This window comes from Mycobacteroides immunogenum (assembly GCF_001605725.1).
Taxonomy (GTDB): Bacteria; Actinomycetota; Actinomycetes; order Mycobacteriales; family Mycobacteriaceae; genus Mycobacterium; species Mycobacterium immunogenum.
In genome coordinates this window covers 5,317,310-5,341,670 of the sequence record NZ_CP011530.1, presented here as the reverse complement: position 1 = coordinate 5,341,670, position 24,361 = coordinate 5,317,310, and the positions used below count along the sequence as shown (strand labels likewise).

General features: G+C 64.0%; 1 protein-coding gene. It reads left to right on the top strand.

Features of this window, described 5'->3' with window-relative positions; genetic code table 11:
• The first annotated feature begins 9 nt into the window (after nucleotides 1-9).
• Nucleotides 10-24,330, top strand: a complete 24,321-nt coding sequence (locus tag ABG82_RS26290; protein ID WP_054173123.1) for a non-ribosomal peptide synthetase — start codon at nucleotides 10-12, stop codon at nucleotides 24,328-24,330.
• Nucleotides 24,331-24,361: the final 31 nt, after the last annotated feature.

Here is a 24,361-nt window from a genome sequence, read left to right as displayed (position 1 = left end):
TCGAGATCAATGGGATGTGAACATGAGGCGCTCCCGCTTACGCGGGGCCAACTGGATATTTGGCTTGCCGAGGAGTCCGGCGGTTCCGGCGCCAAGTGGCATTTGGGCATGCTCGGCCGCATCGAGGGCGTCATCGAGCACGAGCTGCTCGAGCGGGCCGTGCGTCAGGTGGTGCAAGAAGCCGAACCGCTCAGGGCCGTCTTTTCTGAAATCGATGGTCAGGTTTTGCAGACGGTCGTCGACTACCCGGATGTTGCGCTAGCCCATCATGACCTGAGTGGGTCCACGGACCCCATGGGTGATGCCTATCGAGTTGCGGGATCGATCCAGCGCGCGCCGATGCCCCTGGACGGGCCGTTGTTTCGGTTCGCCCTCATGCGGGTGCGATCCGACGACTTCTATTTCTTCGTGTGTTGCCATCACATCGCGACAGACGGAATCGGCATGGGACTGCTGTGTCATCGAATCGCGGCCGTCTACTCGGCGATCGCTACAGGTGAGCCGATCCCTCCGCCCATCTTCGGCTCACTGAAGAGCCTTGTGGATTGCGAGTCGAATTACGAGTCGTCCGAGGACTATCTGGACGATGAGGCCTACTGGGCCGACTGCGGTCCGCTCGACAGTGAACCTCGGTATGGGGTTGTACCTGCTATTTCCGGCCTCCGGAACGAATACGAGCCGTCTGCGCCAATCCAACTGGATCCCGAGGTGGTAGCCAAAACCCGTGAGCTGGCGCATGTGCTGGGGGTGCGGCGCGCCGCGGTGATCACCGCGGCGTGCGCCCTGCTGGTGCATGGTGAGGTCGGCGGTGCCGAGGTAGTGCTCGACTTCCCGGTGAGTCGGCGAGTGCGGCCAGAGGCGATGCTGGTGCCCGGCATGAGCTCCGGGGTGGTGCCACTGCGATTGACAATATCGCCGGCGGGCACCGTGACCGGCCTGTGTGAACAGGTTGCTGACAGGATCCAAGAAGCCCTGCGGCATCAGCGTTTTCCGCTGCGGGCGCTTGAGAGCAAGACCGGATTGCGGCGGGGCAGGCATGCGTCGGACCATGCCGCCATCAACTTCATCCCCACCACGCGCTTGGCCGACTTCGCCGGCGCCGCGGGATCGGGGACGGTAACCCACACGGGCCTCGTGGACCAGTTCGGGCTGGTTTTCATCAAGAACGACGAAGAGCTTTTCCTCAGTACCTCAGGCGTGGGGACACTGTTCGCCGGCTGCGATGCGCGTGCGCTCGCGGACAGGTTCGAGCAGGTGTTGTCGGCGATGACCGCTGACCCGAGGACCCTCCTCTCAGCCATCGATGTCCGTGATGAGGCCAGGTCTCCGCAGCTGGACATCTGGAGTAACCGGGAAGCCCTGATATGCCCGGTGCCCCGATCGCAGTCGATTCCGGAGTTGTTCGGGCGGTGGGTGGTTCGTGATCCGGGGGCTGTTGCGGTCAGTTGTGGTGGGCGTGCGGTTACCTATCGTGGGCTTGATGAGGCGTCGAACAGGTTGGCGCATGTGCTTGTTGGGCATGGTGCGGGTCCGGGGCGTCGGGTTGCGTTGTTGTTCTCGCGTTCGGTTGAGGCCGTGGTGGCGATTCTGGCGGTGTTGAAGACGGGTGCGGCGTATGTGCCGATTGATCCGTCGGTGCCGGATGCGCGGTTGGGGTTTGTGTTGTCCGATGCTGAGCCGGTGGTCGCGGTGAGCACTGCGGTGTTGGCGGGCAGATTGGCTGATTACGGTCTCCCGGTCATCGATATCGATGACCGGGCGGTACATGGCCACCCTGGTTCGGCATTACCCACCATGCCGGCACCCGACGATCTCGCATACGTGATCTACACATCTGGCACCACCGGCACGCCGAAAGGTGTTGCTATCCCGCATCACAACGTGACCCGCTTGCTGGCGGCAATCGATGCTGATCTGGAGTTTTCGCCGGGGCAAGTGTGGTCACAGTGCCACTCGCTGGCCTTTGATTTCTCGGTGTGGGAGATCTTCGGAGCACTGCTGCACGGCGGCCGGCTGCTGGTGGTTCCCGAGGCGGCGACGAGGTCGCCGGAAGATCTTCATGCGCTGCTGGTGCGTGAACGTGTCAGTGTCCTGAGTCAGACGCCGTCGGCGTTTTACGCACTGCAGGCGCTGGATGCGGCGCTGCCGGAACCACGGCAGCTCGGCCTCGAGGTGGTGGTGTTCGGCGGTGAGGCGCTGGAGCCGCAGCGCCTCGGGGCCTGGTTGACGGACCATCCGGGGGCGCCCCGGCTTGTCAACATGTATGGGATCACTGAGACGACGGTGCACGCCTCGTTCCGTGACATCACGATCGCGGACATGGGCCGCGCGGAAAGCCCAATCGGGGTGCCGCTGACCGATTTGGCATTCTTCGTGCTCGATGACTGGCTGCGCCCGGTGCCGGTTGGCGCACTCGGCGAGCTGTATGTGGCGGGCGCGGGCCTGGGTTATGGCTACCTTCGCCGGAAGTCGTTGACGGCGAGTCGATTTGTCGCCTGCCCATTCGGCGGGCGAGGCACCAGGATGTATCGCACCGGGGACCTCGCGGCCTGGGGTGAGGACGGGCAGCTGCGCTATCTGGGCCGTGCCGACGAGCAGGTCAAGATCCGCGGATATCGGATCGAGCTCGGCGAAGTGCAATCAGCATTGGCGGCTCTCGGCGGAGTCGAGCAGGCCGCGGTGATCGCACGCGAAGACCGCGCCGGCGACAAGCGGTTGGTGGGCTACATCACCGGCAGCGCTGACCCGGTGGAGCTGCGTGCGGCCCTTGGGGTTCAGCTGCCGTCGTACATGGTGCCCGCCGCCATCGTGGTGTTGGAGAGCCTGCCGCTGACGGTTAACGGCAAGCTCGACAAGAAGTCCCTGCCTGTGCCGGAGTATCGGGCCGTCGAGCAATACCGCGGCCCGGCGACAGCGGTTGAAGAGGTCTTGGCCGGTATCTACGCCCAAGTTCTTGGCCTCGAACGGGTCGGCGTGGACGACGCGTTCTTTGAACTGGGTGGAGACAGCATCCTGGCGATGCAGGTGTCCTCGGCGGTGCGAATGGCTGGCCTCGTATGCCGTCCCCGCGACATCTTTGTGCTGCAGACGGTCGCCCGGCTGGCTGCGGTGGTCGGGTCCGCGACCGCGGCCGATGAGCCGCTCGATGAGGGCACGGGGCGGGTCGTTGCTACCCCGATCATGCAGTGGCTTAAGGAAATTGATGGGCCGATCGGCGAGTACAACCAGACGGTGGTCGTGCAGGCTCCGGCTGGTGTCACCCTGGCGGAAGTCAATGCCGTAGTGCAAGCCGTGCTCGATAGGCACGCCATGCTGCGGTTGCGAGCCGAGGACGATGGCGCCGGTGGCTGGGCGTTGACTGTTCCCGAATCCGGGTCGCTAGGTGCCGCCGAGTGCCTGGAATCGATCGGAGTATTGACGGAAGAGGCCCTGATAGCGGCGAGGTCTCGGCTGGATCCTGCGGCGGGCGTGATGCTGCGCGCGCTGTGGGAGGTATCCACGAGCCGACTGGTCCTGGTCATCCACCACCTGGCGGTGGACGGCGTCTCCTGGCGAATTCTGTTGGAAGACATCAATATCGCCTGGGCGCAGCTGACGAACGGGCAACCCATCGTGTTACCGCCCGCGGGAACATCGTTCCGGCGATGGTCGGAGCTGCTAACCCGCTCTGCGCGGAACACACAGATCGTGGAGCAGTCGGACCGGTGGCGGGAACTATCGGCCACCACGGCGATCTTCCCGGCGGCACGACCCGAAGCCGATACCTACCAGACCGCGGGCCGGCTCTCGGCGTCGCTGGATGCCGAGACCACGCGCATGCTGCTCGGTGAGGTACCCACGGCGTTTCATGCTGGGCTGCAAGATATTTTGCTGATCGCTCTGGCGCTGGCTGTGGCGGAGTTCTCCGATACCGCAGAGCCCATCGCCATCGATGTGGAGGGTCATGGCCGTCAGGAGGAGTTGGCGGAGTTGGGTGGTGTGGGCGATGGCGGTGTTGATCTGTCGCGCACGGTGGGCTGGTTCACCACGAAGTATCCGGTGTCGTTGGCTGTTGGTGGGCTGCGGTGGACGCAGGTGGTGGCCGGGGATGTGGCGCTGGGGGCGGTGATCAAGGATGCCAAGGAGCAGCTTCGGGCTATGCCCGATGGTCTGACCTATGGTCTCTTGCGGTATCTGAATCCGGAGGTGGATCTTCCTGAATCCGATCCGGCGATCGGATTCAACTACCTGGGCCGTGTCGCTCGGGACACGGGAGATGGCTGGAGTATCTGTGCCGAGGATCCGTCATTGACGCGAGTCGCCGGCATGGTGCCCACACCGTTGGGCCATACCGTGGAGCTCAACGCCATCACCCTGGAGACCGAGGCCGAGGTACACCTGAACGCCGACTGGACGTGGGCGCGCTCGGGACTCGATCGCACTCAAGTCGGCCGATTGAACCAGCTGTGGTTCGACGCGCTGGCTGGGATCTGCGCGCATGTGCGCAGCGGCGGAGGCGGATTGACCCCGTCGGATATCGCCCCTGCCGCGCTGACTCAGGGACAGATCGATGCGCTGGGCCGACAGTATCGCCTCACGGATGTGCTCCCGCTGACCCCGCTGCAGCAGGGATTGCTGTACCACGCCGGTGCCACACACGGATCTGACGATGTGTATGCGATGCAACTGAGCATTGCGATAGCCGGACCGCTCGATCCGCCGCGGATTCGCGACGCGGTGCGGTCGGTCATCGCTCGGCATCCGCAGCTGAACGCCCACTTCCACGACCGGTTCGATCCGCCGATACAGGTGATTTCCGTGGATCGTGCCGTGCCCTGGCGTTACGTCGAGCTGGACGCCCATCACGGTGATGTCGACAAGCAGATACAGGAGATCAGCGCTGCCGAGCGCGCAGCCGTGTGCGACCTCGTCAATCAACCCGCCATTCGGGCAGCTGTCGTTCGCACCGCCGGTGATCAGCACCGATTCATACTGACGGCCCATCACATCGTGCTCGATGGCTGGTCGATGCCGATTCTGATGCGCGAGATCTTCACGAGCCTTGCGGGTCAGCGGCTACCCGCACCCCCGCGATATCGCAGTTTTGTCACATGGCTTTCCGAACGGGATCGCGGCGCGGCACAAGCAGCGTGGCGCGAGGCGATGGCAGGTTTCGATACGCCCACGCTGGTGGCCCCGTCCGGCCAAGAAGAAATAGGACACCGCGGCGTCGAATCCTTCCGACTGACGGAAGAGATGACCGCCGGGCTACACGAATTGGCGCGTTCGTGTCGGACGACGGTCAATGTGGTGTTGCAGGGTGCGTGGGCGTTGCTGCTCAGTTCGTTGAGTGGGCAGGACGATGTGGCGTTCGGTACTACGGTTTCGGGTCGTCCGGCTGAGGTGCTTGGTGCCGAGTCGATGGTGGGTCTGCTGATCAACACGGTGCCGGTGCGGGCCACGATTTCCGGGGCGAGTACTACCGAAGAGTTGTTGCGTCAGTTGCAGGGTGCGCACAATGACACGTTGGAGCATCAGCATCTGGCGCTCAGTGATATCCATCGGATCACCGGCCAGGAACGGCTGTTCGACACCCTCATGGTGTTCGAGAACTACCCGATCGATGCCACCGCGGAGTGGGATATCGACGGGTTGACCATCACCGGGTTCGACTTCCGTGAATCCAACCACTATCCGCTTGCGGTGCAGGTCCTACCGGGCCGGGAACTGAGCCTGCGCGTCGAGTACAGCACCGGTGCTTTCGACTTCGATACTGTCGAAGGTCTTTTCGGCCGGTTCACCAGGATTCTGACCGCCATGACCACCGGCCCGGATCGTCCGCTGTGGTCGATCGATCTGCTTGACGAGGCCACCCGCGCGCAGCTGGACACCTGGAGCAACCGCGAGAGTTTACACAGATCGACTGCGGTGCAATCAATTCCGGCGCTGTTTGGTGAGCAAGCACTGCGTACTCCCGAGGCGGTGGCAGTGACATGCGACGGCCGGTCGATGACTTATCGGGAACTCGATGAGACCGCGAACCGGCTCGCGCACCTACTCAACGGGCAGGGCGCCGGTCCGGGTGAGACGGTGGCGCTCCTCTGTTCCCGATCGACAGAGGCGATCGTGGCGATACTCGCCGTCCTGAAGAGCGGCGCGGCCTACGTGCCGATTGATCCCGCGTTGCCGGCGGCCCGCATCGGGTTCATGGTTGCCGATGCCGCGCCGATCCTTGCGGTCACCACCGCGGACCACCGTTCCGGGCTGGACGGATGCGATATCGGCATCATCGATATCAATGATCCCGCCGTTTCCGCGCAGCCGTGCACCGCGTTGGCAGGGCCGCCCCCTGACGACATCGCGTACATCATCTATACCTCGGGCACCACCGGAACTCCGAAGGGTGTCGCCGTTGCGCATCGCAACGTTCCCGGGCTGTTCGGCTCGCTGCACACGGACGTGCCATCCGGGCCCGGAGAGGTTTGGGCACAATGGCATTCGTATAGTTTTGATGTCTCGGTGTGGGAGATCTTCGGCGCACTACTGCACGGCGGGCGCCTGCTGGTGGTACCCGAGGCGGTTGCTGCGTCACCCGAGGAGTTCCATGAATTGCTTGTCACCCAACATGTCAGCGTCCTGAGTCAGACCCCGTCGGCGGCCGGCATGATCTCGCCCGAGGGGCTGGAGTCGGCAGCACTGGTGGTGGCGGGGGAGGCCTGCCCGCCCGAGCTGGTAGACCGGTGGGCGCCCGGGCGTGTGATGATCAACGCCTACGGCCCTACCGAGGCCACCGTGTACGCGTCGATCAGCACACGGCTGGCCATCGGCTCCACGGTGCCGATCGGCGCGCCGGTGTCAGGAGTGGCGCTGTTCGTGCTGGACGCGTGGCTGCGGCCGGTCTCTCCGGGCGTGGCCGGCGAACTCTATATCGCTGGTCGAGGTGTGGGCGTGGGCTACTGGCGCCGAAATGGGATGACCGCAAGCCGATTTGTGGCATGCCCCTTCGGTGTGCCCGGGGCACGCATGTACCGCACCGGCGACCGGGTGCGGTGGGGTGCCGACGGGCAGTTGCACTATCTGGGCCGTGCCGACGAGCAGGTCAAGATCCGTGGATACCGGATCGAACTCGGTGAGGTACAGGCGGCGCTTGCCGCTCTCGACGGAGTGACCCAGGCGGTGGCGATCGCGCACACAGACGAGCGCGGCGTTGTGCGCCTTGTCGGATATGTCACCGGGACAGCCGATCCCGGCTGTGTTCGCACGCAGCTCGCGGAGCGATTGCCTAGCTACATGGTGCCGGCCGCAGTGCTGACGATTGATGCCGTACCGCTTACGGTCAATGGCAAGCTCGACCGGCGGGCCTTGCCCGCACCGGATTACGGCGACACGGAGCGGTATCGGGCGCCGAGTAGTCCCGCCGAGCAGATCCTGGCTGACATCTACGCACGTGTTCTCGGGCACGAGCGGGTGGGGGTCGATGACTCCTTCTTCGATCTCGGTGGGGATTCGCTGTCGGCCATGCGCTTGATCGCCGCGATCAATACGGCGCTGAACGCCGGTATCGCGGTGCGCTCGCTGTTCGACGCACCGACGGTGGCTCAACTGGCAACTCGTATCGGCGGGGAAGGCCAGCGGCTGGCACCGTTGGTCGCCGCCGCGCGGCCCGCCGATGTGCCGCTGTCGTTCGCTCAGTCGCGGCTCTGGTTCCTGGACCAATTACAGGGTCTCTCAGCCATTTACAACATGACAGCTGCGTTCCGGATCGACGGAGCGCTGGACATTGACGCGCTGGCCGCGGCATTTGCCGATGTGGTGACACGTCATGAAAGCCTGCGCACCCTCTTCACCGCTCCCGATGGAATCCCTCGGCAAGTGGTGGTAGACCCGGACAGCGCTGAACTGGGCTGGGAAGTCGTCGACGCCGGCGACTGGACCGTGGGGCATTTGCGCGATGCCATGGAAGCGGTATCTCGTCATACGTTCGACTTGTCCGCCGAGATACCGTTGAGAGCGGCGCTGTTCCGGGTATCCGATACCGAGCATGCGCTGATCACCGTGGTGCATCACATCGCCGCCGACGGCTGGTCGATCACCCCGTTGATAGCCGATCTGGGTGTGGCCTATGCCAGTCGGTGCGTGGGTGCCGCACCTTCCTGGGTGGACTTGCCGGTGCAGTACGCGGACTATGCGCTATGGCAGCGCGCGCAATTCGGTGACCTCGGGGACGTCGATAGCCGAATCGCGCGGCAGCTGGACTACTGGCACGGTGTATTGGCGGGCATGCCAGAGCGCATCGCGCTGCCGGCCGATCGTCCGTATCCGCTGGCGGCCGACCAGCGCGGGGCGACGATCGCGGTGAATTGGCCCGCCGCGCTGCAGCAGCGAGTTGCCCGGCTGGCGGGCGAGAACAACGCGACCAGCTTCATGGTGGTACAAACGGCGTTACTCATTCTGCTTTCCCGGCTGGGCGCGACTTCTGATGTTGCGGTGGGCTTCCCGATCGCCGGCCGTCGCGATCCGGCCCTTGACGAACTTGTCGGGTTCTTCGTGAACACGCTGGTATTGCGCGCCGACCTGTCTGGAGATCCCACGATCTCCGAGGTCTTGGCGCAGGTACGCATCCGCAGTTTGGAGGCCTTCGACAACCAAGACGTGCCGTTCGAGGTGCTCGTCGAGCGGCTGAACCCGGCGCGTTCCCTGGCACATCACCCCCTGGTCCAGGTGGCGCTGGCGTGGCAGAACTTCGCCGGGCGTGACGCCAATGATTCCGCTGCCGCGGTCGAGATGGGTGATCTGCGGGTAGCCCAGCTGCCGGTAGACACGCACACAGCCCGTATGGACGTGAACTTCTCGCTGGCAGAACGCCGAACGAAACTTGGCGAGCCCGCGGGAATCGGCGGAACCGTGGAATTCCGCACAGATGTATTCGATACCCGCACTATCCAGACCCTGGTCGCGCGGCTGGAGCGGGTGCTGACAGCGATGACCGCAGACCCGGCGGCACGGCTGTCCTCGCTGGAGCTGCTCGGCGACGATGAACGGTCGCACCTGGCGGGTCTGGGAAACCACGCGGCCGTGACGGGGCCCGCGCCCCGGCCGGTATCGGTGACCGGGCTTTTCGCCGAGAATGTGGCACGTACCCCTGACGCGGTGGCGGTCACCTGTGGGGAGAGGTCATGGACGTACCAGGAGTTGGATACAGCAGCGGACCGGCTGGCGCATTCACTGGCGGCTCACGGGGCCGGCCCGGGCCTGCGCGTGGCCGTGTTGTTCCAGCGTTCAGCCGAGGCGATTGTCGCGATACTGGGCATTCTCAAGACCGGCGCCGCATACCTTCCGATCGATCCCGCGGTGCCGGACGCGCGCCTCGATTTTGTCCTCGCCGACGCGGATCCTATTGCCGCCGTCACCACCGCTGAGCTGGCTGGCCGGCTGGAAGGGCGCGGACTTGCAGTCATTGACCTCGATGAAATCAGTGTCAACGCCGCGGTCGCCGATCCGACGACCGCCCTGCCGGAGCCGCTTGCCGATGACGTTGCCTATCTGATCTATACCTCAGGTACCACCGGAGTGCCCAAGGGCGTTGCCCTCAGCCATCTCAATGTGACTCAGCTGCTGGAGTCTCTTGATGCCGGGCTGCCACGTCCGGGAGTGTGGTCGCACAGTCACTCCCTGGCCTTCGATGTCTCGGTGTGGGAGATCTTCGGCGCGCTGCTTCGAGGTGGACGGGTGGTGATCGCCCCGGAGGAGGTGGCGGGCTCTCCGGAAGATCTGCACGCGTTGCTGGTTCGCGAGCACGTCACCGTGATAACCCAAACACCTTCTGCGGTGCGGATATTACCGCAGGAAGGCTTGGAATCCGCGGCGCTCGCTGTGGTAGGTGAGGCATGCCCGCCGGAGGTGGTGGATCAGTGGGCTCCCGGTCGGGTGATGGTCAATGCCTACGGCCCCACCGAAACCACGATGTGCGTGGCGATCAGTGCCCCGCTCGTCGCGGGCCGGGGTGTGCCGATCGGTGCGCCGGTGTCCGGGGCGGCGTTGTTCGTGCTTGACGAGTGGTTGCGCCCGGTGCCGGCCGGTGTGATTGGCGAATTGTATGTCGCCGGAGCAGGTTTGGGATACGGCTACGTGGGCCGTGCAGCACTGACGTCGGGACGATTTGTAGCCTGTCCGTTCGGGCTCCCGGGCACCCGGATGTATCGCACCGGGGATCTGGTGTGCTGGGGACCCGACGGACAGCTCCAATATCTGGGCCGTGCCGATGAGCAGGTGAAGATTCGAGGGCATCGCATCGAACTCGCCGAAGTTCAGGCAGTATTGGCGAGTCTGGACGGCGTAGAGCAGGCAGTGGTGATCGCACGTGAAGATCGTCCGGGCGATAAGCGCTTGGTCGGCTACATCACGGGGACGGCCGACGCCAGTGTGCTGCGGACCGCGATGACAGATCGATTGCCCGGCTACATGGTGCCTGCCGCCGTGGTGCCTCTTGAAGCTATCCCGCTTACGGTGAACGGCAAACTCGATACCCGGGCGCTTCCCGCTCCCGATTACCGCGACCGCGACCGCTATCGGGCTCCGGGGAACGCCGTGGAAGAGGTTCTGGCCGACATTTACGCACAGGTTCTCGGGCTGGAACGCGTGGGTGTCGACGATTCGTTCTTCGACCTGGGCGGCGACAGCATCCTGTCCATGCAAGTGGTTGCCCGGGCGCGGGCCGCCGGCCTGGTGTGTCGTCCCCGTGATGTCTTCGTCGAGCAGAGCGTGAGCCGGCTGGCCCGGGTGATCGAAGTGACAGCGGGTTCGCGAGGTCCGATCGATGAAGGTATCGGTCCGGTGCCGCCCATGCCGATCATGCGGTGGCTCAGTGGAATTGATGGTCCGATCGATGAGTTCAATCAGACGGTGCTGGTGCAGGCTCCTGGCGATGTCACCGAGCATGATGTCATCATCGTGTTGCAGGCATTGCTGGACCGGCACGTCATGCTCCGGCTGCGCGCCGAGCGCGACGGTGCCGGTGGGTGGTCGCTGACGGCGCCCGAAGCCGGTGTGGTCCAGGCCATCCAGTGTTTGAACACCGTTGAGCATCTCAGTGACAGTGCCGTGGAGTCGGCGCGATCACGGTTGAATCCGGCGGCAGGAGTGATGCTCAGCGCACTATGGGTGCGGTCCACCTCGCAGCTGGTGTTGATTGTCCATCACCTCGCTGTAGACGGTGTGTCCTGGCGGATTCTTTTGGAAGACCTCAATATTGCTTGGGCGCAACATCGAAGTGCCCAGCCTGTGGTGTTGCCGCTCGCCGGCACGTCACTGCGGCGCTGGTCGGAGCTGTTGGCCGAACACGCGCAACGTCCGGGGACTGTGGAGTACGCGGAGGCATGGCGCCAGATTTCGGCGGCACCGGCCATCTTCCCGCCCGTTCTGCCCGGCATAGATACCTTCGAAACCGCGGGGCAGCTCGGAGTTTCATTGGACGCCGAGACCACCCATGCTCTCTTACATGAAGTGCCTGCTGCGTTTCATGCTGGGCCACAAGACATTCTATTGATAGCTTTCGGGCTGGCATTGTCCGAATTCTCGGCCGCCATCACCACCACTGTCGGCATCGACGTCGAGGGGCATGGCCGGCATGAAGAGCTTGCCCCGGGGCTCGACCTGTCACGCACCGTGGGATGGTTCACCACCAAGTACCCGGTGGCGCTGGCGTTGGCGGGGGTTTCCTGGTCCGATGTGATCGCCGGAAACGCGGCGCTGGGCGCGGCGATCAAGGATGCCAAGGAACAACTTCGTGGTCAGCCCGACGGTTTGACCTTTGGTCTGTTGCGATACCTGAACCCCGATGTCGATCTCGGGACAGCCGATCCGGCTGTGGCGTTCAACTATCTCGGCAGATTGAGTGGGGGTACGGCCGCGGCAGCCGAGGATCTGTGGCGGATGCCCGCCGACAGCATGTCGGCCATCACGGTGGCCTCCTCGATCCCGATGCCGCTGACACACACCGTGGCCTTGAACGCAGGGGCCATCGAGACCGATGACGGACTACAGCTGCGGGCGAACTGGACCTGGGCGTCGTCGGCACTGGATCGCGATCAGGTAGGTCGTTTGAGCCAGCTGTGGTTTGACGCGTTGACGGGCATTTGTGCGCACGTGCACTCCGGAGGGGGCGGCCTGACGCCGTCCGATATCGCCCCTGCCCGATTGAACCAGCGGGAGCTGGATGCGCTGCAGCAGCAGTATCGAATCTCTGATGTACTGCCGCTCACCGCATTACAGCAGGGGTTGATCCTTCACAGTGGAACGGACGCCGGCGCTGACGATCTGTACGTGGTGCAGCTCGACATCACCGTTGACGGCGCGCTGGATCCGGAGCGGCTGCATGATGCCGTTCAGGCAGTGGCCGTTCGTCATCCGCATCTGGCGGCCCGGTTCTGTGCTCAGTTCGGACAACCGGTACAGGTCATTCCCGCAGACCCCACCGCGGCATGGCGGTATGTCGAACTGAACACCGGGCTCGACAGTGCCGAAACGAATGATGAGGTGCGACGACTGTGCCTCGCCGAGCGCGCCGCGGTCTGCGACCTCACCCAGCCCCCCGCATTCCGCGTGGTTCTGATTCGTACCGCTGCCCAGCGGTATCGATTTGTACTCACCAATCACCACATCGTGCTCGACGGTTGGTCGCTGCCGATTCTGCTGCAGGAGATCTTCGCCTGCTACCGGGGACAGCGGTTGCCGGCCGCTACGCCGTTCCGCAGCTTCGTCAGCTGGCTGGCAGACCGCGACTCGTCCGCCGCGCATGCGGCGTGGGGTGAGGTGCTGGCGGGTCTTGAAGCCCCCACTCTGGTTGGCTCATCGCAGAAATCCGGGCTGGGGCGTCGGGGTGTGCGGACACATCAGTTGTCCGAATCGATGACTCGAGCACTGAGTGACCTGGCACGATCTCAGCGCACCACCATCAATACTGTGCTGCAGGGTGCATGGGCGCTGCTACTCACCTCGCTGACCGGCCAGCAGGACGTGGTCTTCGGTGCTGTGGTTTCGGGGCGTCCCGCCGATGTGCTCGGTGCTGAATCGATGGTCGGTCTGCTGATCAATACCGTGCCCGTGCGGGCAAACATCACGGCGGCCACCTCCACGGTGGACCTGCTCGAGCAGCTCAACCAATCGCACGCTAAAACACTTGACCATCAACATATTTCGTTGAGCGAGATCCATCGGATCGTTGCCCATGAACGGCTGTTCGACACATTGTTCGTCTTCGAGAACTACCCGGTGGATGCGGCCGCGTTGTCGGATGTGGACGGAATTGCCATCAGCGAGATCACCAGCCACGAGTCCACCGACTATCCCCTGACGATGCAAGCCATACCCGGCGACGAACTGCGACTGCGCATCGAATACGACACCGCGGCTTTCGACATATGCGGCATCGAAACCTTCGTCAAGCGAGTCGAATCGGTCTTGTCGGCGATGACAGCAGATCCGGATAGGCCGTTGTCGGCGGTCTCGATGCTCGATGAAACCGAACATGATCGACTGCAGCGATGGGGAAACCGGGGAGTGCTGACCCGCCTTCCGGCGTCGGCGTCGATCCCCGAACTGTTCGCCGTCCAGGTTGAGCGGCACGACGAGTCCGTGGCGATGGTCTGCGGGAGCCGCTCGCTGACCTATCGGGAACTGGATGATGCGTCCAACCGGTTGGCGCACTTTCTGATTGGGTGCGGCGTCGGTCCGGGCACCCGTGTGGCGTTGATGTTCCCGCGCTCGGCAGAGGCGATCGTGGCGATCCTGGCGGTGCTCAAAACCGGTGCGGCATACTTGCCGATCGATCCGGCACTGCCTAATGCGCGCGTCGAATTCATGCTCACGGATGCGGCGCCGATGGCCGCCGTCACCACCGCTGACTTGGTCGATCGCTTCCACACCCATGACCTGACGATCGTGGATGTGGCGGACCCGGCTATCGGAGCTTGTCTCAGTACAGGACTGGCGGCACCTTCCCCGGACGATATGGCGCACATCATCTACACCTCGGGGACCACAGGATTGCCGAAGGGCGTCGCCGTCACCCAGCGCAATGTCACGCAACTGTTCAACTCGTTGCAGATCGGCGTGCCACTGGAGCCAGGGCAGGTGTGGACGCAGTTCCATTCGTATGCCTTCGATTTCTCGGTGTGGGAGATCTGGGGTGCGCTACTGCACGGTGGCCGGCTGGTTGTGGTGCCCGAGGCCGTGGCCCGCTCCTCGCAGGACTTCCACGATCTGCTGGTGCGCGAACAGGTCACGGTGTTGACACAGACGCCGTCGGCCGCGTCGATGCTGTCGGTCGATGGTCTGGATGCGACGGCCTTGGTGATCGGGGCGGAGCCGTGCTCGCCTGAGCTGGTCGATCGTTGGGCACCGGGACGAGTGATGGTCAATGTCTACGGGCCGACCGAGACCACCATGTGGTTATGTGCCAGTGCGCCGTTGGCACCGGGTTTGGGCGCACCACCCATCGGTTCTCCGACGGCGTGGGCAGCGTTCTTCGTGCTGGACGAGTGGCTGCGGCCGGTGCCCGCGGGCGTGGTCGGTGAGCTGTACCTGACCGGTGCGGGTGTGGGTATCGGCTATTGGCGCCGAGCGGGCCTGACCGCCGCCAGGTTCATGGCATGTCCGTTCGGTGAGCCCGGTACACGCATGTATCGGACGGGTGATCTGGTGCGGTGGCGCGCCGACGGACAGCTCGATTACCTGGGGCGTGCTGACGAACAGGTGAAGATTCGTGGGTATCGCATCGAGCTCGGCGAAATCCAGTCGGCGCTCGCGGCATTGGAGGGAGTCGAGAACGCCGCGGTGATCGCGCGTGAAGACCGACCGGGCGACAGACGGCTGGTTGGTTACATCACCGGTACTGCGGATCCGGCTGCCGCGCGTGCCGCGCTGGCAGAACGGCTCCCCGGCTACATGGTGCCCGCTGCTGTGGTGGGCCTGACGATCTTGCCGATGACGGTCAACGGCAAGCTGGATGTGCGGGCGCTACCCGCACCGGACTATCAGGATGCTGACCACTACCGCGCACCGATGGGTGCGGTGGAAGAGATCCTGGCCGGAATCTACGCACGGGTGCTGGACGTGGAGCGCGTCGGTGTCGATGATTCCTTCTTCGATCTGGGTGGTGACTCCGTATCCACGATGCGCTTGGTGGCGGCGGTCAATGCGGCGCTGAATAGCAATCTTTCGGCTCGGACGGTGTTCGAGGCGCCCACGGTGGCGCAGCTGGCGCCGCGTGTAGGCGATGGTGTGGGAGCGCTGGAGCCGCTTGGCGCCGTGGAACGTCCCGCGGTGATTCCACTGTCGTTCGCGCAGAATCGCCTCTGGTTCGTCGATCAACTGCAAGGGCCTTCACCGGTTTACAACATGCCGGTCGGGCTGCGGCTCTACGGGTCGCTCGATGTCGATGCGCTGGGTGCGGCGCTGGCCGACTTGATCGGTCGCCACGAAAGCCTGCGCACGCGTTTCGAGGCACCGGACGGGAACCCGCGACAGGTTGTGGTGCCCCGCGGCAACGCCGAATTCGGTTGGGACGTGGTCGATGCCCGCGGCTGGCCGACGGCCCAACTGGATGAGGCCATTGCCGCGGCGGTCTGTCACAGCTTCGATTTGGCTATCGAAATACCTTTCTATGCACAGGTTTTCCGGATGGCCGACGAGGAACATGTGTTGGTTGCGGTGGTGCACCATATTGCTGCCGACGGCTGGTCGCTGACTCCGCTGGTACGTGACCTGAGTGCGGCGTACGCCAGCCGCTGCGGCGGGAACGCGCCGGACTGGGCGCCGTTACCAGTGCAGTACGTCGATTACACGCTGTGGCAGCGTGCACAGTTGGGTGATATCGACGACAGCGAAAGCCCTCTCGCCGCGCAACTGACCTACTGGGAAGAGACGTTGACCGGTCTTCCGGAACGCGTGGCGCTGCCGACCGACCGGCCCTATCCGCCGGTGGCTGATCAGCGTGGTGCCACCGTAGCGGTGCAGTGGCCCTCAGAGCTGCAGCAGCAGGTGCGGGCCGTGGCGGGCGAGCACGGCGCGACCAGCTTCATGGTGATGCAGGCCGCACTTGCGCTACTGCTGGCCAATATCAGCGGCACATCGGATGTGGCCGTGGGGTTCCCGATCGCCGGCCGCCGGGATTCGGCGCTGGATGAGCTGGTCGGGTTTTTCGTGAACAACCTGGTGCTGCGCGTCGATCTGACCGGTGACCCCACTGTCGCGGAACTGCTTGCGCAGGTGCGTCAACGCAGTCTGGCCGCGTACGAGCATCAGGACGTGCCATTCGAGGTCTTGGTGGAACGGCTCAACCCGACCCGGAACCTGACCCACCATCCGCTGGTGCAGGTGGCGCTGGCATGGCAGAACCTCCCCTGGCAGGACGCGGGTCCGGCCGACGGGCTACGTCTGGGCGATCTGCGTGTCGCGCCGCTGACGGTCGACACGCACACCGCCCGTATGGATCTCACCTTCTCGCTGGGAGAGCGGTGGACCGCTGCGGGGGAGCCTGCCGGGATCGGTGGTGCGGTTGAATTCCGCACCGACGTATTCGACCGAGCCAGCATCGAAACACTGATCACGCGATGGCAACGCGTCGTGGCGGCCATGACATCCGATCCTTCCCAACGGCTTTCAGTGATCGACCTCCTGGATGAGGCGGAGCACACCCAGGTGGACAGATGGGGGAACCGCGCAGTGTTGCGCCGACCCGTAGCTTCAGGTGACTCGATACCGGCTCTGTTCGCCGCCCAGGTTATGCGTGCACCCGAGTCGGTGGCGATCAGTTTCAACGGGTGTCAGCTCACCTACTCCGAGCTGGACGAGGCATCTAATCGTTTGGCGCACCGGTTACTCGCATACAACGTGGGGCCAGGCGTATCCGTTGCGCTGCTGACCGAGCGCTGCCCGGAAGCTGTGGTGGCGATGCTCGCGGTGTTGAAGGTCGGGGCGGCGTATCTACCGATCGATGCCGCGCTGCCCGATGCGCGGATTGAGTTCATGATCAGTGACGCCGTGACCACGACGGCGATCGTCACGACGGGTCTGGCCGACCGGCTGGCGGGGTACAACCTGGAGATCGTCGATGCCAGCGATACCGTCGCGGCGGCAGCCACTGTGGCGGAGTTGCCGCTGCCGAGCGCGGACGATATCGCCTACATCATCTACACGTCCGGCACCACCGGCGTACCCAAGGGGGTGGCGATCACCCACCGCAATGTGACGCAGCTGATGGGTACACACAAGACCTTCTTGGCGGGGCAGTCTTGGGCTCAATGGCATTCGTACGCGTTCGATGCCTCAGTCGAGGAGATCTGGGGCGCGTTGTTGCATGGCGGACGATTGGTGGTGGTGCCAGAAGCAGCGGCGCACTCACCCGAGCACCTCACTGCTCTGCTGGTCGCCGAACAGGTGACTGCGTTGAGTCAGACTCCGTCCGCGGTGGCGATGCTGGTGCCCGAGTCGCTGGGCTCGATGTCATTGTTGGTAGCCGGTGAACCGTGTTCGGCTGAGGTGGTGGCTCGTTGGGCACCCGGGCGGTTGATGGTCAATGCCTACGGGCCGACTGAGACTACGATTTGCGCGTCCCGGACGGCGCCGCTGGCAGGGGAATCTGGCGCACCGTCGATCGGTGCGCCAGTTCCCGGCGCGGCGATGTTCGTGCTGGATAGGCTGTTGCGCCCGGTTCCCCCCGGAGTTGTCGGCGAACTGTACATCGCCGGCCACGGCGTGGGCGTCGGCTACGTAGGGCGGGCGGATTTGACGGGATCGCGATTCGTGGCGTGCCCGTTCGCTGATGCGGCGCCCGGTCAACGGATGTATCGCACAGGTGATCTGGCGTGCTGGGGCGCGGACGGGCAGCTGCGCTATGTGGGGCGCGCCGATGATCAGGTCAAGATCCGCGGCTATCGCATCGAGCTTGCCGAAATCCGGACAGTACTGGCCGGACTCGACGGGGTCGAGCAGGCGGCTGTGATCGCCCGGGAAGATCGCCCGGGGGATAAGCGTCTGGTGGGCTATGTGACTGGAACCGCAAACCCGGCCAAGTTACGTGCGCAGTTGGCCGAACAGTTACCGGCCTACATGGTTCCAGCGGCAGTGGTGGCACTGGCGGAAATGCCAATGACCGTGAACGGCAAGCTCAACGCCCGGGCCCTGCCAAAGCCGGAGTATCAGGACATTGATCGATACCGCGCACCGGGAACCCTTGCCGAGGAGGTATTGGCCGGGATCTACGCGCGGGTGCTGGGAGTGGAGCAAGTCGGTGTCGATGACTCGTTCTTCGATCTGGGCGGGGATTCACTGTCCGCGATGCGGTTGATCGCGGCGGTGAACGCGGATCTGAACGCCACGGTGTCGGTGCGCACTGTCTTTGAAGCACCGACCGTCGCCCGGTTGGCTACGCGTCTTGGTGGAGAATCGGCCGCATTGGCCCCATTGGTGGCTGTTGAGCGTCCGGCCGAGATTCCGTTGTCATTCGCGCAGTCCCGATTGTGGTTCCTGGATCAACTGCAAGGACCGTCGCCGGTCTACAACATGGCAACGGCGCTGCGGATCAGCGGAGAGCTGGATGTCGATGCGTTGGGTGTGGCGCTGGCCGACGTGGTGGCCCGTCATGAGAGCTTGCGCACCCGGTTCTGCGCGACGGATGGCGTGCCACAGCAGGTAGTTGTGCAACCCGAGCACGCCCACTTCGGGTGGGATGTCGTAGATGCCAGCGGGTGGACGGCAGCTCAGCTGCACGACGCCATCGGGGAGGCGGCACGCCACACATTCGACCTAAGCCATGAAATACCATTGCGGGCACGACTTTTCCGAGTTACCGGCGATGAGCATGTACTGGCGGCAGTGGTGCATCACATCGCTGCTGATGCCTGGTCCATCACCCCGCTGGTATCCGACCTCGGCATCGCCTATGTCAGTCGGTGCGCGGATCGGGCACCTGGCTGGGCGCCGCTGCCGGTGCAGTATGTCGATTACACGCTGTGGCAGCGTGCTGAATTCGGCGGATTCGAGGACCGCGAAAGCCGGATTGCGACTCAGTTGGCCTATTGGCAAGAAGCGCTGGCCGGCATGCCCGAGCGTGTGGAGCTGCCCACTGATCGGCCCTACCCGCCGGCTGCCGATCAGCGTGGCGCCACGATGAACGTGCAGTGGCCCGCGGTATTACAGGAGCAGATTGCCCGCGTCGCAAGAGAGCACAACGCGACGAGCTTCATGGTGATACAGGCGGCGCTGGGCATACTGCTCGGCAAGCTCAGCGGTAATACCGATGTAGCCGTGGGATTCCCGATAGCCGGCCGCCGTGATCCCGCCCTTGACGAGTTGATCGGCTTCTTCGTCAACACCCTGGTGTTGCGGTTGGACCTGACCGGAGACCCGACAGTCGGGGAGCTACTTGCCCAGGTGCGTGGACGTAGCCTGGCCGCGTATGAAAACCAGGACGTGCCTTTCGAAGTGCTTGTCGAGAGGCTCAACCCCACTCGGTCGCTCACCCATCACCCGCTGATCCAGGTGGCGCTGGGTTGGCAGAACGTGCCCGGGCAAGGCACCGGGACATCCGGACCCGGACTGGCGCTGGGCGACCTGGAGGTGAGCCCACTGGCGGCGGACACTCAGACCGCTCGCATGGACTTGAGCTTCTCTCTCGCCGAATCCCGCACTCGCACCGGCGATCCGGCAGGGATTGACGGAACAGTGGAGTTCCGCACCGACGTCTTCGACCGAGCCAGCATCGAAAGATTGATCGGCCGATTCGAGCGGGTGTTGTCCGAGATGACCGCGGACGTCGATAGGACGCTGTCATCAATCGATCTGGTGGATTCCGATGAACACGCTCTTCTCGATGTGCTGGGCAATCGTGCGATGCTGACAGAGCACGCGACGGCCGAGGTGTGTGTGCCCACGTTGTTCGCCGAACAGGTGAGGCTTACGCCGGATGCGGTGGCGATCAGCAGCGCGGAGCAGTCGGTGACTTACCGTGAATTGGACGACGCCGCAAGTGTACTGGCGCACAGGATTGTCGGATTGGGCGCGGAACCGGGCCGCTGTGTGGCCCTGCTGCTCGAAAGATCTGTGGACGCAATTGTCGCGATGTTGGCAGTGCTGAAATCGGGTGCCGCATATCTTGCGATCGACCCGGTGCTGCCCGCGGCGCGCATCGATTTCATGTTGGACGACGCGGCCCCGATCATCGTGATCACCACCAGCGATCTGGAGGGGCGGCTCGACGGCCGCGCGATCGGCATCGTTGACATCCACGGGCCCATCGTTCCAGCCGATTTACCGTCGAATGGTCTGTCCGGCAAGGAGATCCCTGTCCCTGATCCCGAGGACATCGCGTACCTCATCTATACCTCGGGAACCACGGGGGTTCCCAAAGGCGTGGCGGTGACCCACCGCAATCTGACACATCTGGCCCGCTCGACTCCGGGGCAGCTGCCCGTCGGCCAGGTGTGGACGCAGTGTCATTCGTACGCGTTCGACTTCTCGGTGTGGGAGATCTGGGCCGCCTTGCTAGGGGGTGCACGTTTGGTGGTGGTTCCGGAGTCCGTCGTGAGTTCGCCCGATGACTTCCATGCACTGCTGGTCAGCGAGCAGGTCAACGTACTCACCCAAACCCCTTCGGCCGCAGCAACACTTCCGTTGCAAGGGCTTGAATCGGTGACGTTGCTTCTCGGCGGTGAGGCCTGTCCGGCTGAGGTCATCGACCGTTGGGCACCCGGACGAACGGTGATCAATGCCTACGGCCCCACCGAAATCACGGTCTACGCGTCGATGAGTGCGCCGCTGGTCCCCGGATCGGGAGCAGCGCCGATCGGGTCACCGGTCCCGACCTCCGCGCTCTTCGTGCTCGATGAGTGGCTGCGACCGGTACCGGTCGGGGTGATCGGTGAACTGTATGTGGCTGGTGACGGGGTGGCTTGTGGATATCTGGGGCGATCGGGATTGACGTCATCGCGCTTCGTGGCCTGCCCGTTCGGCATGCCCGGTGCGCGCATGTATCGCACCGGCGATCTGGTGAGCTGGCGTGCTGATGGGCAGCTGCAGTATCTCGGGCGGGCCGACGATCAGGTGAAGATCCGCGGGCACCGGATCGAACTCGGTGAAGTGCAGGCCGCATTGTCCGCGCTTGATGAGGTGGCGCAATCGGTGGCGATCGTCCGCGAGGACCCGCCCGGTGTCATGCGCCTGATCGGTTATGTCATGGAATCGGCGCCCGGGGCCGTGGACCCTTCCCGGCTGCGAAACATCCTGGCGGAAAGCGTTCCCGGATATATGGTCCCGAGTGCCATCGTCGTTCTGGACGCGTTGCCCTTGACGGTGAATGGCAAGTTGGACGTCCGCGCATTGCCTGCTCCTGAGTATCAGGATGCCGACCGGTACCGCGCTCCGGGCGATGCGATCGAGGAAATGCTGGCCGGCATCTATGCCGAGGTGCTGGGCCTCGATCGGGTCGGGGTCGACGACTCCTTCTTTGATCTTGGCGGAGACAGCATTTTGTCCATGCAGGTGGTCGCGCGTGCACGCGCGTGTGGGGTGACGTGCCGGCCCCGTGACATCTTCGTGGAACAGACCGTAGCCCGACTGGCGCACGTGGTCGGAGTGGCCGGTGACGACACCCATCCGGCCGACGAAGGTGTGGGACCGGTAGCGGCGACACCGATCATGCGATGGTTGCGTGAGGTCGAAGGCGCGGGTGGCACCGTAGATCAGTTCAACCAGACTGTGGTTATCCAAGCTCCCTGCGGCGTAACCGCATCCGATGTTGAAATAGTTCTTGGCGCACTGCTGGACCGGCACGCGATGCTGCGGGTACGTGCCGCGGATTGGTCGCTGGTTGTCCCGGAGAAGGGTGCGACACCAGTACAGCTGAAGTCGGTGGAGGTGCTCACCGATGAGGAGTTGGTGGTAGCCAGATCGCGGTTGAATCCGGCGACAGGCGCGATGGTCAGCGCGCTGTGGGTGACATCGACGAGCCAATTGGTGCTCGCCATCCATCATCTGTCCGTCGATGCGGTGTCGTGGCGGATTCTCTTGGAAGATCTCAACATCGCCTGGGCACAGCACCGCCAGGGGCAACCCGTGGTACTGCCGGTGTCGGGCACCTCCTTCGCCCGCTGGACGGCGCTACTCGCGGAACACTCGCGTGATGCGGCCGTTGTAGGTCAGGCTGAGCGCTGGCAGCAGGTGTTGGCGACCCCGGCCACGTTGCCCGCCGTGCGTCCCGGGTCGGATACCTATGCCAGCGCCGGTCATCGCACGGCGTCACTGGATGCCGAAACCACCCGCGCGCTGCTCGGTGAAGTCCCAGCCGCGTTCCACACTGGGGTACAGGACATTCTGTTGATCGCCTACGCGTTGGCATTGACCGAGTTCGTGGGGGTCACCTTACCGGTCGGCATCGATGTCGAAGGGCACGGCCGGATCGAGGACCTGGACGATTTCTCCCCAAGCGTTGATCTGTCACGTACCGTTGGCTGGTTCACCACGAAATATCCGGTAGCGATTAGTGTTTCAGGAAAATCTGGGAGATCCACGGGCAGGCTGCCCTGGAACCAGGTGGTGTCCGGCGACCCGGCGCTGGGTCGCGTGATCAAGGACGCCAAAGAACAACTTCGCTCCTTGCCGGAGGGCACGACGTACGGGCTTGTGCGGTATCTCAACTCCGATATCGAATTCTCCGGATCCGAGCCGACGGTGGGATTCAATTACCTTGGCAGGTTGGGTGGTGCAGGAGCCGTCCACTCGGAAGGTGCTGCGGAACTTTGGCAAGTCAGCCAGGACACCGCGGAAGTGGCGGCCGCGGCCACCGCAATTCCGATGCCACTGGGCCACACTCTGGAGCTCAATGCCAGCGCTGCCGAAACGGTAGATGGCCCAAGCCTTTATGCGGCGTGGACATGGGCGCCCTCGGTCCTGAATGAGGAGCAGGTCGCTCGGCTCGGCCGGCTGTGGTTCGACGCCCTTGCCGGGATCTGTGCGCATGTGCGCACGGGCGGCGGTGGCTTGACGCCGTCCGATATCGCCCCGGCTAGGCTTACTCAGCAAGAGCTCGATGATCTCGGCAGGGAAATCGAGGTCGGCGATGTGTTGCCCTTGACGCCGCTGCAACATGGGCTGTTGTTCCAGGCCAACGCAAGTCGCGGTAACAGTGACGATCTATACGCCATGCAGCTTGACGTCACCATTGCCGGCCCGCTCGACGCACAGCGGCTGCAGGAAGCGGTGCGCACGGTGGTGAGCCGCCATCCCAACCTGGCGGCTCGGTTCGACAAGCGATTCGACGAACCCGTGCAGATCATTCCTGCTCGCCCCGCCGTGCCATGGCTTTGCGTCGAAATCGCCGGGGAAAATCGCGATTTCAATCAACGTCTGCAGGAACTGTGTGCGACTGAGCGTGCGGCGGTCTGTGATGTGGTCAATCAATCGGCATTTCGTACCGCGCTGATTCGCACTGGCGAGAACGAGCACCGATTCGTCATGACCTATCACCACATCGTTCTTGATGGCTGGTCGCTGCCGATCCTGCTACACGAGGTGTTCGCCAGCTATTACGGGCAACGCCTGCCGGTAGCGGGGTCTTATCGCAGATTTGTCACCTGGTTGGCAGCGCGAGATGTCGATGACGCCCGCAGGGCGTGGCGTGAAGTCTTGGCGGGATTCGAGACGCCGGCTCTGGTGGCGCCCAAGGGCAGCACACCGGGGCGGCGCACTACCGAAACATTTCGGGTATCCGCCGAAACATCGCACGCAGTAGGCGAACTGGCCCGGTCGCAACACACCACCGTCAACACGGTCCTGCAGGCCGCGTGGGCACAGGTGTTGATGTGGCTGACGGGCCGGCATGATGTCGCGTTCGGCGTGGCGGTCTCCGGCCGCTCGGCCGAGGTAGCGGGCGCGGATTCGATGGTTGGCTTGCTGATAAACACGGTGCCGGTGCGTGTCACCGTGACGCCGGACACCACCATTGCCGAACTGCTGGGCAACCTTCAACGTCAGCACAGCGACACCCTCGAGCACCAGCACCTGGCGCTCAGTGAAATCCAGCATGCCGTGGGCCAGGACCAGCTGTTCGACACGTTGTTCGTCTACCAGAACTACCCGGTCGAGGCGGTGACGTCAGCGATGGCAGACGGGTTGGCCATCACCGAGGTCAGCGGCCGTGAGTACAACCACTATCCGCTGACCCTGCAAGCAATGCCCGGAACAGAACTGGTTCTGCGGGTCGAATTCGATACCGGTCTATTCGGCGCGAGTCGAGTGCGAAAAGCCGTCGAACGGTTCCAGCGCGTGCTGGAGGCCATGACGGGGGAAGGGCAGTAACAGTGAAGGCCGATGCGACCAGGCGGCTGTT

Coding starts and splice junctions, on each gene's coding strand:
- ABG82_RS26290 (WP_054173123.1), top strand. CDS start 10: ATGGGATGTGAACATGAGGCGCTCCCGCTTACGCGGGGCCAACTGGAT.